At 67.6% G+C, this 15,425-nt stretch carries 17 protein-coding genes; 11 read left to right on the forward strand and 6 right to left on the reverse strand.

Annotated features, from left to right (window positions below):
- Positions 1-64 precede the first annotated feature (64 nt).
- The 5 genes from folD (at position 65) to JMT67_RS02875 (ending at position 4,056) form a co-directional block, all read left to right on the forward strand.
- Complete coding sequence (gene folD / locus JMT67_RS02855) at positions 65-988, forward strand: bifunctional methylenetetrahydrofolate dehydrogenase/methenyltetrahydrofolate cyclohydrolase FolD (RefSeq protein WP_201462640.1); 924 nt, start codon at positions 65-67, stop codon at positions 986-988.
- Positions 989-1,050: 62 nt separating this feature from the next.
- Positions 1,051-1,725: a LemA family protein gene (locus JMT67_RS02860; RefSeq protein ID WP_054765800.1), complete on the forward strand. Its 675-nt coding sequence runs from the start codon at positions 1,051-1,053 to the stop codon at positions 1,723-1,725.
- 7 nt (positions 1,726-1,732) lie between these two features.
- The gene (locus JMT67_RS02865; RefSeq protein ID WP_233455772.1) at positions 1,733-2,554 is read left to right on the forward strand and encodes a TPM domain-containing protein; all 822 of its coding nucleotides are present in this window, start codon (positions 1,733-1,735) and stop codon (positions 2,552-2,554) included.
- The gene (locus JMT67_RS02870; protein WP_227975921.1) at positions 2,554-3,240 is read left to right on the forward strand and encodes a TPM domain-containing protein; all 687 of its coding nucleotides are present in this window, start codon (positions 2,554-2,556) and stop codon (positions 3,238-3,240) included. Before JMT67_RS02865 ends, JMT67_RS02870 begins: the two co-directional genes overlap by 1 nt.
- A gap of 72 nt (positions 3,241-3,312) precedes the next feature.
- Entirely contained in the window at positions 3,313-4,056 is a 744-nt protein-coding gene (locus tag JMT67_RS02875) for an endonuclease/exonuclease/phosphatase family protein (RefSeq protein WP_054765802.1), read from the forward strand.
- Positions 4,057-4,093: 37 nt separating this feature from the next.
- Here JMT67_RS02875 and JMT67_RS02880 read toward each other — a convergent pair whose 3' ends face one another.
- Positions 4,094-5,572, reverse strand: coding sequence for a phospholipase D-like domain-containing protein (locus tag JMT67_RS02880; protein ID WP_054765803.1), 1,479 nt, complete (start codon positions 5,570-5,572; stop codon positions 4,094-4,096).
- A 155-nt stretch (positions 5,573-5,727) separates the two neighbouring features.
- Here JMT67_RS02880 and JMT67_RS02885 point away from each other — a divergent pair, with 155 nt between their 5' ends.
- From JMT67_RS02885 to pip, 5 genes are all read left to right on the forward strand, one after another.
- Positions 5,728-5,907: a hypothetical protein gene (locus tag JMT67_RS02885; protein ID WP_054765804.1), complete on the forward strand. Its 180-nt coding sequence runs from the start codon at positions 5,728-5,730 to the stop codon at positions 5,905-5,907.
- 114 nt (positions 5,908-6,021) lie between these two features.
- Entirely contained in the window at positions 6,022-8,739 is a 2,718-nt protein-coding gene (locus tag JMT67_RS02890; RefSeq protein WP_233455773.1) for a coiled-coil domain-containing protein, read from the forward strand.
- Positions 8,740-8,791: 52 nt separating this feature from the next.
- Positions 8,792-9,412: a C15 family peptidase gene (locus tag JMT67_RS02895; RefSeq protein WP_228184179.1), complete on the forward strand. Its 621-nt coding sequence runs from the start codon at positions 8,792-8,794 to the stop codon at positions 9,410-9,412.
- A 96-nt stretch (positions 9,413-9,508) separates the two neighbouring features.
- Positions 9,509-9,865: a DUF423 domain-containing protein gene (locus tag JMT67_RS02900; protein ID WP_007445956.1), complete on the forward strand. Its 357-nt coding sequence runs from the start codon at positions 9,509-9,511 to the stop codon at positions 9,863-9,865.
- Between the two features lie 44 nt (positions 9,866-9,909).
- Positions 9,910-10,884, forward strand: coding sequence for a prolyl aminopeptidase (gene pip, locus JMT67_RS02905; protein ID WP_183215483.1), 975 nt, complete (start codon positions 9,910-9,912; stop codon positions 10,882-10,884).
- Positions 10,885-10,928: 44 nt separating this feature from the next.
- Here pip and JMT67_RS02910 read toward each other — a convergent pair whose 3' ends face one another.
- A complete protein-coding gene (locus JMT67_RS02910; RefSeq protein ID WP_183215481.1) occupies positions 10,929-11,642 on the reverse strand; it encodes a pirin family protein in 714 nt (237 codons plus the stop codon).
- A gap of 117 nt (positions 11,643-11,759) precedes the next feature.
- Here JMT67_RS02910 and JMT67_RS02915 point away from each other — a divergent pair, with 117 nt between their 5' ends.
- Entirely contained in the window at positions 11,760-12,686 is a 927-nt protein-coding gene (locus JMT67_RS02915) for a LysR family transcriptional regulator (RefSeq protein WP_183215478.1), read from the forward strand.
- A 3-nt stretch (positions 12,687-12,689) separates the two neighbouring features.
- Here the strand turns inward: JMT67_RS02915 and JMT67_RS02920 are convergent, their stop codons facing one another.
- The 4 genes from JMT67_RS02920 to JMT67_RS02935 all read right to left on the reverse strand — a co-directional run bounded on the left by JMT67_RS02920 (position 12,690) and on the right by JMT67_RS02935 (position 15,287).
- On the reverse strand, positions 12,690-12,995 hold the full coding sequence (locus JMT67_RS02920; protein WP_182714739.1) for a hemolysin: 306 nt from the start codon (positions 12,993-12,995) through the stop codon (positions 12,690-12,692).
- A gap of 23 nt (positions 12,996-13,018) precedes the next feature.
- Complete coding sequence (locus JMT67_RS02925; RefSeq protein ID WP_054766951.1) at positions 13,019-13,231, reverse strand: hypothetical protein; 213 nt, start codon at positions 13,229-13,231, stop codon at positions 13,019-13,021.
- 101 nt (positions 13,232-13,332) lie between these two features.
- Positions 13,333-13,791, reverse strand: coding sequence for a DNA polymerase III subunit chi (locus JMT67_RS02930; RefSeq protein ID WP_191557841.1), 459 nt, complete (start codon positions 13,789-13,791; stop codon positions 13,333-13,335).
- A 20-nt stretch (positions 13,792-13,811) separates the two neighbouring features.
- Positions 13,812-15,287 carry a leucyl aminopeptidase gene (locus JMT67_RS02935; protein WP_201462642.1) on the reverse strand — a complete coding sequence of 492 codons (1,476 nt, stop codon included), beginning with the start codon at positions 15,285-15,287 and terminating at the stop codon, positions 13,812-13,814.
- Positions 15,288-15,425 lie beyond the last annotated feature (138 nt).

Genomic DNA, 15,425 nt, shown 5'->3' on the forward strand with positions numbered 1-15,425 from the left:
GCAGAACGGGGACGGCTGTAAATCGCGCCATCCCCTTTCCGTCCCTTCTCGCCCAGGAGCTCTCATGTCGGCCGAGCCCGCGCACGCCATACTGATCGACGGCAAGGCCTATGCGGCCGCCCTGGTGGACCGGGTCGCCGCCGCCGCCGCCCGCCTGGAGGCCAATGAGGGGGTGAAGCCTGGCCTGGCCGTCGTCATCGTCGGCGAAGATCCGGCCAGCCAGATCTACGTCCGCAACAAGGGCGAGACCACGCTGCGCGCCGGCATGCGGTCCGACACCCACCGCCTGCCCGACACGATCAGCCAGGAAGATCTGCTCGCCCTCATCGCGACCTTGAACGCCGATGCCGACATCCACGGCGTTCTGGTGCAGTTGCCGCTGCCGAAACACATCGACTCCTCGGTCGTTCTGGACGCCATTGATCCCGACAAGGACGTCGACGGCTTTCATGTGGTCAATGCGGGACGGCTGGCGGTCGGACTGCCCGGCATGGTCCCCTGCACCCCGCTGGGCAGTCTGATGCTGTTGAAGGATCAGCTGGGCGACCTGACGGGTCTGAACGCCGTCATCGTGGGCCGGTCGAACATCGTGGGCAAGCCGATGGCGCAGCTGCTGCTGGCCGAAAACTGCACCGTCACCGTGGCCCATTCCAAGACCCGCGACCTGGCCGCCCTTTGCCGCACGGCCGACATACTGGTGGCCGCCGTCGGCCGGCCTGAGATGATCAAGGGCGACTGGATCAAGCCGGGCGCGACCGTGATCGACGTCGGCATCAATCGCGTACCGTCCGCCGATCCGGTCAAGGCGGCCGAGGGCAGGACCCGCGTGGTCGGCGATGTCGCCTTCAAGGAAGCGGTGGAGATCGCGGGTCGCATCACCCCGGTTCCCGGCGGCGTCGGCCCCATGACCATCGCCTGTCTGCTGGCCAACACCTATTCGGCCGCCTGTCGCTCCACCGGCGTCGAACCGGAGCCATTGGACGCTTGAAGCGTTGCAGCCGTGGGGCGATAGTCGCCGCCACGGCGCTGATCGCCGAGAGGGGAGAAACCATGGCTCGTTCCAATGCTCGCGCTCTGGCCTTGGCCGCAACGCTCGTCGCCGTTCCGGCGGTGTCCGCCTGCGGCTACAATACGATTCCGACCAAACAGGAACGGGCTGAAGCCGCCTGGGCCGACGTCCAGGCCCAGTATCAGCGCCGGGCGGATCTGGTGCCCAATCTGGTCGCCACCGTTCAGGGCGCGGCGATCCAGGAACGCACCACCCTGACGGAGGTGATCAACGCCCGCGCCCGCGCGACTTCGGTCAATGTCTCGGCCGCCGACCTCAGCAATCCCCAGGCCTTCCAGCAGTACCAGCAGGCCCAGGGACAGCTTTCCGGCGCTCTGTCGCGCCTTCTGGTCTCTGTCGAAGCCTATCCCCAGCTCCAGGCCAATCAGAACTTCCTGACCCTGCAGTCTCAGCTGGAGGGGACGGAAAACCGGATCACCATCGCCCGCCGCGACTACAATGAGGCCGTGCGGGACTACAACACCACCCTGCGGACCTTCCCCAATGTGATCTGGGCCAAGACGGTCCATTCCGGCTCGCAGCCGATGCAGCTGTTCACCGCGACGGCCGAAGCCCAGTCGGCGCCCAAGGTGGAGTTCAACCTCGGAGCGCCGGCCGCTGCCCCGGGCGGCGGAGCGGCGCCGGTGACGCCGGGATCCGCCCCGCCCGCGCAGTGACGTCCTCGTGAGCGGTTTTCTCGCCCGAGTGAAACATCGCACGGTCGCGGCCGGTCTGGCGGGCCTTCTCACGACCTTGATCATCGCCCTGGCGGTCGCATCCGCGGCCTTGGCGGAGCCGGCTTTTCCGCCCCTTTCCGGCCGTGTGGTCGATCAGGCGGATCTTTTGGACGCGGCGACGGAGCAGGCCCTTACGGAAAAGCTGGCGGCGCTGGAGGCTCAGTCCAGCGACCAGTTGGTCGTGGTTACGGTTCCGAGTCTGGATGGGCTTGAGATCGAAGACTACGGCTATCGTTTGGGGCGCGCCTGGGGGATCGGGCAAAAGGATCAGGACAACGGCGCCCTGCTGATCGTGGCCCCAACGGAACGCAAGGTTCGGATTGAGGTCGGCTATGGGTTGGAGCCGATCCTGACCGACGCCTTCTCGTCCCAGCTCATTCGCAACCGAATCCTGCCGGCGTTCCGCGAGGGCGACTATTCGGGCGGGATCGTCGACGGCGTGGATGGGCTGATCGAACAGCTTCGGCTTGATCCGGCCGAGGCGGAGGCGCGGGCGGCGGCGGCCCAGACGGAAGAGGCCGAGGCTGGACCCGCCGTGCCCTTGATTGTCATCGCCCTGATCGGTTTCGGCCTCTTCATCGTCGGCGTCAGCCTGGCGAACGGCGGTCGTCGCCATCGACGCGACGGCGTGTCGCCCATTCTGATCTGGGCCGCGTCCGAGGCCTTGAAGAACGCCGGACGCGGCGGCGGGGTTTTGGTGGAGGGCTTCGGCGGATTCAGGGGCGGCGGCGGCGGGTTCGGCGGCGGCGGCGCCTCGGGAGGGTGGTGATGCGACTGACCGAAGACGATCGGAACCGTATCGCCGATGCGGTGGCCAAGGCCGAACAAGCCACCTCAGGCGAGATCTTCTGCGTCCTGGCGGGGCGCGTTTCGTCCTATGTCGATGTCAGCCTGGTCTGGGCTGCATTGGCGGCTCTGGCGGTCCCGGCCCTGTTCATTCCCTTCGGCGTCGGTCTGAGTTGGCCCGAAGGTTGGCCGACGAGCGGCTGGCAGGCTGCGCATGCATCGACATCAGCGGTCGCGGGCCAGACCTTGGCCGTCTATGCCCTGATCCAGGTCCTTCTCTTCGCCCTCGTCTTCGTGCTGACGCGCATTCCGCCGGTGCTGCGTTGGGTCACGCCGCGCTCGATCCGGCGTACGCGGGTTCGGGCCGCCGCCTTGCAGCAGTTCCTCGCCCACGGCGTCCATGTCACGCGCGAACGGACCGGCGTTTTGATCTTCGCCGCCCTGGCCGAACATCAGGTCGAGCTGATCACGGACGAGCTGATCCTTCAGAAGGTGGATGCGGGCGTTTGGGCCGACGCCGTGGCCGCCCTGGTGCGGGGGCTAAAAGCCGGGTCGCCTGCGGCCGGTTTCGAGGCTGCAGTTCGACAGTGCGGCGATGTGCTGGCTGCGCATTTTCCACCCCGCCCAGACAACCCCAATGAGCTTTCTGACCGGCTGATCGTGCTGTGATCGTCGCACCGCGGTCGTAATCCGCGCCCAGAATGCCTAATCCTGCGTCCCTGCCCCGCTTACCGGGAAATCATGCCTCGCCTACTGACCTATAATGTTCACCGCTGTGTCGGCACGGACAAGCGACTGGACGTCGATCGCATCGTCGCCGTCATAGGCCAGCATGAGCCGGACGTCGTCTGCCTTCAGGAGCTGGACGTCGGCCGGCTGCGGACGGGCAAGGTGGATCAGGCCGAGGCGATCGCCGAGGGCCTGGCCATGACCTCGCGCTTTCACCCCGCCATGCGAGTGGAGGCCGAGCTTTACGGCGACGCCATCCTGACCCCCCACCCCGAGCGGTTGATCCGAGCCGACGCCCTGCCTACCGTCCGCGGCATTCCGGGATTGGAGCCGCGCGGCGCCCTCTGGTCCGAGATCATGATCGACGGCGCGGCCGTCAATGTTCTGAACACCCATCTGGGCCTGGTGCCTCGAGAGCAAAGACTGCAGGCCGCCGCCCTGGTGGGGTCAGGCTGGCTGGGCGGATGTCAGGGTCCGGCCCTGTTGGCCGGGGACTTCAACGCCACATCGATCACCCGCCCCTATCAGACCTTGGCGCGGCGTCTCGACGACTGTCAGCGTCGCCTCGATCTGAAGCCCTCGGTGAAAACCTTCCCGTCCAGCTTTCCGGCCATCCGAATCGACCATTGCTTCGTCAGCTCCGAGATCCGCGTCACGGGCGTAAGATCCGACTTTTCTCCCTTGGCGAGGGTGGCGTCGGATCACCTGCCTCTGATCATCGACTTCGACATCGTTCCGGACGCTGATCCGGCTTAGAGCCGGGGCCTTCCGGACGGAACCGCTGCGCGGAGCCTCAGCCCGGCGCCAGGCCGCCTTCGGAGGCGGGCCGCGTTCGATGGGATCGATTCAGCCGTTTCCACGGCCGCCAGGCGTCGCCCGTGGAGGTGGGGTCGCCCAACTGCCATTCGGCGATAAGGCGCTCGATAGGCGTCGGGGGTTCGGCGCCCAGCGGTCGCAGCCGCTCGCTTTCGAAGCTGCAGATGGCCGCCCCGGTGGACCCCATTAGCCCCTCCACGGCGGCGAACTCTTCGGCGGCGACGCCGATCCAGTGCGCGATCGTGCGATGGCGGTGGGCGCGAATTACTGCGCGCCCGGCGTCGTCCCGGGGTTCGGCGGCCACGTCGCATTCGGTGTCCAGCCCCATCGACCGATTGTTCAGATTGGTGGAGCCGATCCGCAGCAGCTGATCGTCAATGATGGACACCTTGGCGTGGACGATGATCCGGTCGCCTCTTCTGGTCAGGGGGGAAAAGGCGAAGAAGCGGTTGTAACGGTCCGCCTGCTCCAGCCGGTACAGGACCTCGGCGCGGGCGGTGTCCATGGTGATGCTGTCGAACCAGCTGGGGCTCTTGCCGGTGGACACCACCACCACTTCCGGCCCGTCCACCTCCGCCAGCCGTTCGGCCAAGGCGGCGGCGATCACGGGCGAGGTGAAATATTGGTTCTCCAAATAGATCAGCCGTTTGGCGCGTCGGATCGACTCCAGATGCAGGGTCTCGTTTTCCCGCACCTCGTGACGGCCTGACCATTTCGGCTCGGTCCGGGCGATGCCGATCGGGACATTGGTCATCTGAACCGGCACGCCGTCCGGCCAGGGGTCGTTGTCCACCTCGTCCGGCGCAGTCCTTTCCCAGGTCGCACGGAACCAGCGCTCGCGCGCCAGGTCGCCTAGGGCGCGCGCCGCTTCGCCGTCCATGACGCACATCACCTCGTGACGCGCCTTGCAGATGAGCCCGCTGGGCAGGGCTCGCCGCGGATCCCCGTCCAGATGCTCGTCTGAGTCCCAGCGGTCGGTCGAGATGTCGCCCCCGCCGCAGAAGGCGACCCGGTCATCGATCACGATCACCTTCTGATGATGGCAGGCGCCAATCGGGCCCGGCGCGTCCATGCGGAACTCGACCATACGTTTGCGGAACCAGCGCTGGGCCCGGTGCGGATAAAAGCCTTGGGATGCCGCGATCAGCAGCGGTGATTTCCAGATCAGAAGCCGAACGTCGAGTTCGGGCTTGCGCTTCACCAGCATCCGCAGCTGATGGCCGATCTCATGCTGTTTCTCACCGGGCCGGGTTTCGGGGTCCAGGTGGGTGCGGGGGTCGAACTGCCAACCCAGGATGACGATCGACCGCTCCGCCTTTTGCAGGGCGGACGAGAGGGCGTCGAAATAGGCCTCATTTTCCATCAGAATCGAGAAGCGGCCGGCGGGCGCGCTGCGCCACACCCCGGCGCCGGGGCCCAACAGACTTCCTTCATAGCCGTCAGCGACTTGGGTCATTCCGCCTGCCTGCCCGATTCGCGTGACACCGCGATGGGACCCTTGCCGTCTCCGTTCCATGGAGCCTCGGCGCGGTCAATCTTTGGCGGCAGGATTGTGACGTTCGCCAAAAAGGCGCATAAGTGCGCAGCCGAGCGGGCGGGGAGGAGTTTTCAATGCAGGTGCTGGTCGAACTGATCGCCGGCCTTGTCGCCCTGCTGGCCGCCCTCGTCCTCTCGCAATTCGGGGTGGACATCCACGCGCCGGCGACCGGCAAGCGCGAAGTTCACCGCGTCCAGGACTGCCGCACGGATGACGCCGGCGCGCTCAAGACAGACGCTCGGCCGGACTGCTGATTTCGAACCGTCCACTCCTGTTGAACCGGTTCGACTTGGACCTTGGGTTTCAACTCGCTAGGGTCAAATCGGCGCGTGCTCGCGCGCCTGCGCATGAATCGAGCTCGACGCCTGATGAAATCCCGTAACCGGCCGCCGCTGACCCTGACGAACGAAGACGCCGTCCTGCCCGAGGAGACGCCGGACGTCGCCCTGCCCGCTGACGGGGAACCCGGCCCTATCGCGGACGAATCCGGCGGCGAAGGTCCGCCACAGGCCGAGCTGGCGCCTCTTCCGCCGCCGCCGCCGCCGGAACGTCCGATCTCTGAGCGTCGCCGTCGTCGGCTGGCGGAAGAGGCGCGGCGCGCCCAAGAAGAGGCGGAGCGTCTGAACGCCGAAGCCCAGATTGCGGATCACGCGCCTGCCGGGTCTGAGCCGGAGCCCGCCTCCCAGCGTCGCCCCCCCTCCCGTTTCCGGATCGGAACGCCGGATCAAGACCAGCCGGTTTCACAACAGGCGTCGGAGGCCGCGTCGGCTCCCATCGCCGAACCGACGATCGCCGACGCCGCAGCGGCTCCGCTGGAAATGGCGGTCGCCCAGGGCCAGCCGCCGGCGCCCTTCGAACGCTCCCCGCCCGTCCCGGCCTCGCCGGGGAGCTCGACGCCGGCCCCAAGCGGCCGCAACGCCTATCTGTTCGCCGGCCTGGCCTCGGCCGTGTGGATCGGAGGGGTCGCCTCATGGGCGGCCTATGAGGTCGGCGCAGGCGGGACGGACCTGGATCCGCTCAGGATCGCCGTCTACGCCCTGCTCGCCCTGGCGCCCGCCAGCCTGACGCTGGTCCTGGCCAACGCCATTCTCCAGGGCGCCGGCCTGGCGGCCGAGACGCGGCGCGCGCGCAGAATGGCTGAATCGCTGGTGGCTCCCACGGCTTTCGCCGCAGATCAGGCGGGGCAGGTCCTGACCTCGCTTCGGACCGACATCGACCACGCCGCCCTTGCGGCCGAGCGCGCCCGCAGCGACATGGCCCTGCTTCGGCAGGCCCTGGCCGAGGAGACCGAGCGTCTGAACGAGGCGGCGGAAGCCGCCGGCCGCACGGCCCGACGCCTGGTCGAGAACCTCGGGCGGGAGCGGGATCAGATGCAGGCCCTGGGCCTTCATCTGGACAGCCAGGCCGCAGGGGTCCTCGACGCGGTCGAGCGCCAGTCGCGCATGGTCGCCGACGCCTCCGACCTGGCTCAAGCCCAGCTTCGCGAGGCGGAAGCCGCCTTGGCCGCCCGAGCCGCCGACATGGCGGCGGCTGCGGGAGAGGCTCAGGACGCCGCTCGCGTCGCCGCCGATGATTTGGCGCGCCAGACGATCCGCCTGGAGAATGCGGGCTCGGGGGTCGCCGAACAGATTCAGTCGGTCGAGGAAGGGCTCAGCCAGCAACGCGCAGCCCTGGTTACCGCCGCCTACGCCCTGCGCACCGATCAGGAGGACTTCTCCGCCCAGGTCGAGAGCCAACGGGCCCAGTTCGTCGAACATCTGTCGGCGACACGCGCCGCCCATAACGAAATGGGACAGACCTCCCAGGCCTCGATCCAGGCCTTGCGGGAAATTCTGGAAGCCGCCGGCGATCAGTTCCGCGCTCTCATCGACATGTCTCAGCGCGAGGCGGACGGCTTCGACGCCGCCACAAAGGTCTCGCTCGATCGGTTCGAAGCCTTGGCCGCCGATGCGCGCGACACCCTGATGGAGGAAACCCGCCGCGCGCTGGAGCAGATGCGCGCCACGGCCGAGGATTCCCGCGCCGCCGCCGCCGACGCCTCCGAACAGGCCCGGCTGCGTGCCGACCGCCTTGGCGAAGCCCTGTTCGAGGCCGCTCAGAAGGCCGACCAAGCCGCTGACGCCCGGATCGAAGACGCCCGACGCATCGTCGGTGAAACCTCCGGCCTGCTGGAACAGGCCGGCGAACGGATGGTCCAGCGGCTGGAAAGCCTGATCGATCGCCTCAACGCCGCCCTCTCCGAGATCGACACGGCCGTAGCGGATGTCGATGAAAGGGCCGCCCGCCTGCCCGAACAGGCGCGCGCGCGCGTCGACGCCGTTCGCGCCAGTGTGGAAGAAGGGCTGAACGCCCTGGCCGCCGCCTCGCGCAAGGCGGCCGAGGACACCGAGGCGCTGGATGTCGGCTTCCAGGAAAGGGTTCGCCGAAACTACGACATGTTGACCGAGGCTGTGCGCCTGATGGGCGTTGTCTCCGGGGACGCCCCGACCGGCCGTCGCCGAGACCCTGATTTTGGGCCGGAGCCCCGGCCTTCGCCCCGCCTGCCCGCCTCGCCGCCAGAGCGCGAAGAGGACAAGAGCTTCGGCCTGCGGGGTCGGCTGCGTCTGGCGCCGACTGAGCCGGAAAAGGCCAAGTCGCCCGGCGCCGGCCTGGGCTGGGCCGAACTGGTCGCGGGCGGCCCGGAAGCGCCGCCGCTGGACCTGGACACCCCGACGGCCGCCGCGCCGGACACGGCGGCCCTGTCGGACCGCGTCTCGGCCGCCATCCGCCGCATGGGTGTCGATCCCAACGCCCTGTTGCCGCGCTCGCGCGTGGAAGAGGCGGCGCGCCTGCTGGGCGAAGGCGACCCTGACGGCGCCCGTCACATCGTCCGGCGCGTCGCCCCGGCCGCCGTTCGCAGCGTGTCTCGGCGCGTGCTGAGCGACCCCGAACTCCGCGCAGACGCGGAACGCTATGTCCGGGTCTTCGCCCAGGAATTGGCGAGCGCGGCGCGCATGCGGGATCTTCAGGCCATCCAGACCCGCCTGGCGTCCGACGGCGGCCGCGCCTTTATGTTGTTGGACGCAGCGGTCGGCGATCTGGGATGAGGCTTGACGTCGACCCCCTGTTTCCTTCACCTGTCTTCGTCACGGAAACTTCATGGAATTCGTGGGGATCGGGGCCGGCATGATCATTGAGACCGAAACGCCGGGGCGATCCGACCGTCGACCCGGCATCGCCATATGCGCCTATGAGGCGGACGCGCCCGGCTGGGATCTGGTCGAGGATCTTTCGGGCGAGGTCTGGAGCCCGGCCGGCGCCCGCACCCTGCGCATTCCGGCCGAGGACCCGGATCATCTGGCTCGGATGATCGGGGGCGTCTTGGACAGCGGCGACTGCCGCGCCGTTCTTCTTGTCGGACGTAATCCAAAGGGGGGCGGCTTCCGCATGCAGATGCGCGCCGAAAACCGCGCGCTGGATCGCAAATCCCGCCTCTCCGACACCGGCCCCGCCGTCGCCCGGACGACGGCTCCTGTGGCGGATATCGTCCGCGCCTTGAACGAAATCGGTTTGGCGGCCGATGCTTCATCGGACTCTGTCGATGATGTGGGCTCCTATCTCCTTTATCGGGTTTTGGCCGATCTGCCCGACGAAGCGCATACCCCGGCCGTGGGCCTGCTGCGCGCGCCGCCGGGCGCTGACGAGGCGGCGGTGAAGAAGGCGGTGAAGACCGCCGCCTCTGTAATGGCGGGGCAGATGGCGCTTCTGCCGCGCTTCTGACGTTTGCCCTCGGCGGACCAACCGGCAGAGCCGGATCGGCTCAAGAGGAACAACTCCCCGGTTCCGCCCGAAACGATCATGCCCTAGGGTCGATCCATGATGGTGAACCGCAATCTGATCGTCTTCGCCGCGTTCAACGGCGCCATGGCCGTGGCGCTCGGCGCCTTCGCCGCTCATGGTGCGGCGCCGCAGGTCCGGACGCTGCTGTCGACCGGCGCGGCCTATCAACTCACCCATGCCGTCTTCGCCCTGGCCTGCGCTGTCTGGACCGGAGGCGGGCGGCTGGCGCGGCTCGCCGGATGGCTCGGGGCGGCGGGCGGCCTGGTGTTCGGGCTCGCCCTGGCCCTTCTTGGCGTGCTCAGCCTATCGACCATGGGAATGGTCGCTCCAATCGGCGGTCTGCTGATGATCTCGGCTTGGTTTTGCCTCGCTGTTGCGGCATTGCGACCCTAGTTTCCAGTACGGCCGCGCTTGCAGCCTCTCAGAAAGACCTCTCCATGGCCTTCCCTGCGCCTTCAGAGCCGCGTCGAGACCTTTATCCCGAGATCGAGCCCTTCGCTTCCGGCTGGATGCAGACCGACGGGGTCCATGAGATCTATTATGAGGAATGCGGCAATCCCCAGGGCCGGCCGGTCCTGGTCCTGCACGGCGGCCCCGGCGGGGCGGTCAATCCGGGCATGCGGCGCTATTTCGACCCGGCGCGGTACCGGATCATCCTGTTCGATCAAAGGGGGTGCGGCCAGTCCCGACCCCATGCGTCCCTGGAAAACAACACGACCTGGACCTTGATCGAGGACATCGAACGGCTGCGCGAGCGCTGCGGCGTCGATAAGTGGGTAGTGTTCGGGGGATCGTGGGGCTCGACCCTGTCGATGGCCTACGCCATCACCCATCCTGAACGGGTCATGGCCCTGGTGCTGCGCGGCATCTTCCTTCTGACCAAAAAGGAGTTGCACTGGTTCTATCAGGACGGCGCCTCGATGATCTTCCCCGACGCCTGGGAACGCTTTGTCGAGCCGATTCCAGTCGCTGAGCGCGACGATCTGATGGGAGCCTATCACAAGCGACTGATCGGCGAGGATCAGGTCGAGCGGGCGCGCTGCGCCGTCGCCTGGTCCTGCTGGGAAGGCGAGACCGTCAGCGTGGAAGGGCCCAGCGCCAAGCCGGACAAGTTCGCCGACCCGACCTTCGCGGTCGCCTTCGCGCGGATTGAAAACTGGTTCTTCACCAACGCCGGCTTCTTTCCTGAAGACGGGTGGATTCTGAAGAATGTGGACCGGATGCGCCACATTCCCTGCTGGATCGCCCAAGGCCGGTTCGACGTCGTGACGCCGATCGCGGGCGCCTGGGCCCTGCACCGCGCCTGGCCTGAGGCGAAGCTGGACATCGTTCCCGACGCCGGCCACGCCTCGTCGGAGCCGGGCGTAATCGACAGCCTCATTCGCGCAACGGACTGGGCGGCGAATCTCTGAAGCGGCGCCGGGCGGGGTCGATCCCGCCCGGCGCCCTTCGACCGTCAGGCCGCGTCCACCAGGACCACTTCGGCGTCCGACAGGGCCTTGACCGTCACCAGCTCCTCTTGGGCTATGGCCGCGCCGTCTCTAGCGTTCAGCCGAACCCCATTGACCTCGATCTCGCCCTTGGCCGGGACCAGATAGCCGCGACGGGCGGCGCCCAGCGGATAGTCGGCGCTGTCGCCGGCGTTCAGGGTCGCCGCCACGATCCGCGCATCGGTGCGAATGGGCAGGGCGCCCCCGCCGCTCTCGGACGTGTCCCCGTCAAAGCCGGACGCCAGGACCACGAACTGACCCGACCGCTCGCCCTTGGGAAAGGGCTTGGAACCCCAGCTGGGGGCCTCGCCGCGCCTGGTCGGCTCGATCCAGATCTGGAAGATTCGCGTCAGCTCCGGCTCGGCGTTGTATTCGGCGTGGCGGATGCCGGTGCCGGCGCTCATCACCTGGACGTCCCCGGCCACGGTGCGGCCCTTGTTGCCCAGGCTGTCCTCATGGGTGATGGCCCCGTCGCGGACATAGGTGATGATCTCCATGTCGGCGTGCGGGTGAGGCGGGAAGCCGGTCCCGGCGGCGATCTCATCGTCATTCCAAACCCGCAGATTGCCCCAGCTCATCCGCTTGGGATCATAGTAGTTGGCGAAGGAGAAGTGATGTTTGGCGTTCAGCCAACCATGGTTGGCGCCGCCGAGAGATTCAAAGGGTCTGCGTTCGATCATCGGTCTGTCCTCAGGCCGGGCCGTCCCGGCGTCATTGACTTGACGCCAAGATAGAGATCGACGACCGAACAGAAATAGAAACCCCTGAAACTCATCGTTTCCGACTTGGAGGTCGCCATGTCCCGCCTGCCTGACCTCGAGGCCCTCGCCATCTTCGCCAAGGTGGCGGAGGCCCAGTCTTTCTCCGGCGCGGCTGACGCCCTGGGCCTGTCCAAGGCGACGGTGTCCAAGGCGGTGACGCGGCTGGAACAACAACTGAAGACCACCCTGCTCCATCGGACCTCGCGCCGTTTCGCCCTGACCGACGCGGGGCGCAATCTGGCGGCGCGCGCGGGCCAGATGTTGGCTGAGGCGGAAGGGGCGGTGTCCGAGGCCCTGGACATGTCCGTGACGCCGCGCGGCCTCGTGCGGCTGGCCGCGCCCATGTCGTTCGGCATGGCCTATGTCGCCCCGGCCCTGCCGCAGTTCCTGGCGACCCATCCGGATGTCTCGGTCGATCTGCATCTGTCGGACGAGGTGGTCGATCTGGTGGGCGGCGGCTTCGACTGCGCCCTGCGCATCGCCGCCCTGCCCGACTCATCGCTCACGGCGCGTCGTCTGCGGCCGGTCGAGCGGTTCCTCGTGGCCTCGCCTGACTATCTGGCCCAGCGCGGGCGGCCGATCCATCCGAACGATCTGGAGCGGCATTCCTGCCTCGGCTACGCCTATATGCCGACCCCGGACGCCTGGCGCTTCATCAATGACGCCGGCGAAGAGGTCGTGGTGCGGCCGCGCGGGCCGTTGCGAGCCAATAATTCCGATGCCCTGACCGCCTCCCTCTGCGCGGGCCTGGGCCTCTTCCCCCAGCCGGACTTCATCTATTGGAGGGACGTCGCCGAAGGGCGGCTGGAAACGGTGATGACCGACTGGCGCCTGCCCCCCATCGCCCTGCATCTGGTTGCGCCCAGCGGCGGACCGCGCCCGGCGCGCGTGTCGGCTCTGATGGATTATCTGGCGAAGACCTTCAGCGCTCCGCTCTGGCCCGGTGACAAGGTCGGCCGCTGAGGCTCAGCCGCACTTGACCTGCTGGATCACGCCGGTCGCCTCGTCATAGACGAAGTTCACTCGGTTCTCGCGATAGTCCATCGTGGCCGCGCAGGTGGTGCACAGGAGGCGGAAGGTCTGACCTTCCGGCGCGCTGGGCACCGTCGAACGGTTCCGGCCCACATAGGCCTGATAGTCCTCCACCTTGCAGGCTTTGAACGCGGTGTCGCCCCCCGGCGCAGCGCCGGCGGCGGGCGTCTCGGTCGGGGCGCAGGCCGACAGGGCCAGGCCCGCCGACATCAGGGTCGTCAGGATGAAGGCGGTCTTCATGGTCGTCTCTCCAAAAGCCAGCGTCAGCCGCAGCGGACCTGTTCGATGATCCCTGTCTGGGCGTCGTAGAATATGTTCAGCCGGTAGGCCGAAAAATCATGGGTGACCGGGCAGGTGGTGCAGGTCACGCGCCGGTTGACGACATCCACAGGCACCGGGATTTCGGTCTTGGGCCGCCCCACCAGATACTGAAGTTCCCCCGCCTTGCAGACATCGGTCGTCTGGGCGGTCGGCATGCGACTGCCCACGGGCGGCGTGACCTGCGCCTGTTCCACGGTTCGCGGGGCCGGCTTTTCTGCAACGGGCGTGGAACAGCCGGCTAAGGCCGCCAAGGCGATCAGGCCGCCTTTTCCCAGCGCCCTTCGTCCGTCTGGCGCCAATAGGCCAGATTGGCGCCGTCCGTCTTCAGCGTCTTCCAGCGGGCGCGCGCCTGCTGAAGCGCCGTTTCGTCCCGACCGTCGAAAATGATGAAGCATCGTTCGATCCCTTCCGTGGCGCCCAGTTCTGCGTCATCGACGATGAACAGCGCCTGAGCGCCGTTCAGGTTCTCGCCCGATTCGCTCAGAAGCACCGGCTGGCGATCCGCATGGGGCTGGTCCGCCCGGCCGTGCGGCAGAAAACTCTCCTCATCGAAGGTCCACAGCCGTTCGTCCAGCTCATCCAGCCGATGGGCGTGGGAGGACTTGATCAGGGCGCGCCAGCCCCGCTCGAGCGTCTTCTCGAGCAGGGTCGGCAGCACCTGGTACAGGCTGGACCGTTCCAGGTGGTAGAACCAGATTTCGGGCTTGCCGCTCATCCGGCTCTACCGTCCAGGGCTCAGGCTTCGTAGGTGTCGGCCACCATCCGGTCCAGGGTGCGAACGGCGAAGCCGACGCCGCCTTCCGGCACGGTGGGGCTGGGGCTCTTATTGGCCCAGGCGGTCGGGGCGATGTCCAGGTGCGCCCACGGCACGCCGTTGGTGAAGCGCTGCAGGAAAAGGGCGGCGGTGATCGAGCCGCCGGCGCGGCCGTTGCCGGTGTTCTTCACATCGGCGATCTTGGAATCGATGTGCTGCTCGTAGATGGCCGGGATCGGCATGCGCCAGAAGTTCTCGCCGACCTTCTTTGAGGCGGCCAGGATCGGCTCGGCGACCTCGTCCGAGTTCGAGAAGACGCCGGCGTAATCCAGGCCCAGCGCCACGATCATGGCGCCGGTCAGGGTGGCCAGGTCGATCATGAATTTCGGCTTGAAACGCCCCTGCGTGTACCAAAGGGCGTCGGCCAGGACGAGCCGACCCTCGGCGTCGGTGTTGATCACCTCGACCGTCTGGCCCGACATGGACACGACCACGTCGCCCGGACGCTGGGCGTTGCCGTCCGGCATGTTTTCGACCAGGCCCAGCACGCCCACGGCGTTGACCTTCGCCTTGCGGCCGGCCAGGGCGATCATGGTTCCGGTCACGGCGGCGGCGCCGCCCATGTCCCACTTCATGTCCTCCATGCCTTCGGCCGGCTTGATCGAGATGCCGCCGGTGTCGAAGCAGACGCCCTTGCCGACGAAGGCCAGGGGTTGGGCGCCCGCCTCGCCGCCGTTCCACTTCATGATCGCCAGCTGGCTTTCGCGACGGCTGCCCTGGCCGACGCCCAGCAGGGTGCGCATGCCCAGCTTCTCCATCTCGGCCTCGCCGAGGATTTCGACCTCCAGGCCCAGGCTCTCGAGCGCCTTGACGCGGCGCGCGAACTCGGCGGGATAGAGGACGTTGGCGGGCTCGGACACCAGATCGCGGGCGAAGATCACGCCGTCAGCCACAGCGGTCAGCGGCTCCAGGGCGGCCTCGGCGGCGCGCAGGTCGGACGTCACGACGCGCACCGTGTTGATCGACGGAATCTTGTCCGGCTTCTGGGTCGTCCGGTATTTGTCGAACCGGTAGGCGGCCAGTCGCACCGCGAAGCCGACGCGCGCGGCCTGTTCAGGGCTCAGGTTGGAGGCGTCGATGGTCAGAACCTCGGCGCCCGACAGTTTCACCGCCGCATAGGCGTTGCCGCCGAACGCCTCGACCGCCAGGTCGTCGATTTTGTCCGCCGACCCAGCGCCGACCAGCAGGATGGACTCCGCCTTTGCGCCCGAGACGGCCGCAACCATCAGGGTCTGGCCAGCCTTGCCGACGAACCGCCCCTTGCTCATCGCGCGGGTCAGGGCGCCGCCGGACTGTTCGTCCAGCTCCGACCCGGAGCCGGCGAGGACGCGATCTTCATGAACAGGCACGGCCAGGATTTCAGCGGCGTCAACGGCAGCGACGAACTCGATCTTCATTCAACGACTCCAGCCGGGCCCCACCCGGCGCTCACAACAGAAGAAAAAGACAAACGGCGCGTCTGCATGTCGCGGACGCGCCCTCCTGTGCTACTAGATGCGCCTCATCGCCGCCGCCTGCAACCGGGCGAAGTCCAT

The organism is Brevundimonas aurantiaca, from assembly GCF_904830995.1.
GTDB lineage: Bacteria > Pseudomonadota > Alphaproteobacteria > Caulobacterales > Caulobacteraceae > Brevundimonas > Brevundimonas aurantiaca.

What these genes read in the sequence shown, in the direction of transcription:
- JMT67_RS02915 (WP_183215478.1), top strand. Translation starts at nt 11,760, where the DNA reads ATGTCCCGCCTGCCTGACCTCGAGGCCCTCGCCATCTTCGCCAAGGTG.
- JMT67_RS02860 (WP_054765800.1), top strand. Translation starts at nt 1,051, where the DNA reads ATGGCTCGTTCCAATGCTCGCGCTCTGGCCTTGGCCGCAACGCTCGTC.
- JMT67_RS02900 (WP_007445956.1), top strand. Translation starts at nt 9,509, where the DNA reads ATGATGGTGAACCGCAATCTGATCGTCTTCGCCGCGTTCAACGGCGCC.
- JMT67_RS02930 (WP_191557841.1), bottom strand. Translation starts at nt 13,791, where the DNA reads ATGAGCGGCAAGCCCGAAATCTGGTTCTACCACCTGGAACGGTCCAGC.
- JMT67_RS02870 (WP_227975921.1), top strand. Translation starts at nt 2,554, where the DNA reads ATGCGACTGACCGAAGACGATCGGAACCGTATCGCCGATGCGGTGGCC.
- JMT67_RS02885 (WP_054765804.1), top strand. Translation starts at nt 5,728, where the DNA reads ATGCAGGTGCTGGTCGAACTGATCGCCGGCCTTGTCGCCCTGCTGGCC.
- JMT67_RS02910 (WP_183215481.1), bottom strand. Translation starts at nt 11,642, where the DNA reads ATGATCGAACGCAGACCCTTTGAATCTCTCGGCGGCGCCAACCATGGT.
- JMT67_RS02935 (WP_201462642.1), bottom strand. Translation starts at nt 15,287, where the DNA reads ATGAAGATCGAGTTCGTCGCTGCCGTTGACGCCGCTGAAATCCTGGCC.
- JMT67_RS02895 (WP_228184179.1), top strand. Translation starts at nt 8,792, where the DNA reads ATGGAATTCGTGGGGATCGGGGCCGGCATGATCATTGAGACCGAAACG.
- JMT67_RS02920 (WP_182714739.1), bottom strand. Translation starts at nt 12,995, where the DNA reads ATGAAGACCGCCTTCATCCTGACGACCCTGATGTCGGCGGGCCTGGCC.
- pip (WP_183215483.1), top strand. Translation starts at nt 9,910, where the DNA reads ATGGCCTTCCCTGCGCCTTCAGAGCCGCGTCGAGACCTTTATCCCGAG.
- JMT67_RS02875 (WP_054765802.1), top strand. Translation starts at nt 3,313, where the DNA reads ATGCCTCGCCTACTGACCTATAATGTTCACCGCTGTGTCGGCACGGAC.
- JMT67_RS02890 (WP_233455773.1), top strand. Translation starts at nt 6,022, where the DNA reads ATGAAATCCCGTAACCGGCCGCCGCTGACCCTGACGAACGAAGACGCC.
- JMT67_RS02925 (WP_054766951.1), bottom strand. Translation starts at nt 13,231, where the DNA reads ATGCCGACCGCCCAGACGACCGATGTCTGCAAGGCGGGGGAACTTCAG.
- folD (WP_201462640.1), top strand. Translation starts at nt 65, where the DNA reads ATGTCGGCCGAGCCCGCGCACGCCATACTGATCGACGGCAAGGCCTAT.
- JMT67_RS02880 (WP_054765803.1), bottom strand. Translation starts at nt 5,572, where the DNA reads ATGACCCAAGTCGCTGACGGCTATGAAGGAAGTCTGTTGGGCCCCGGC.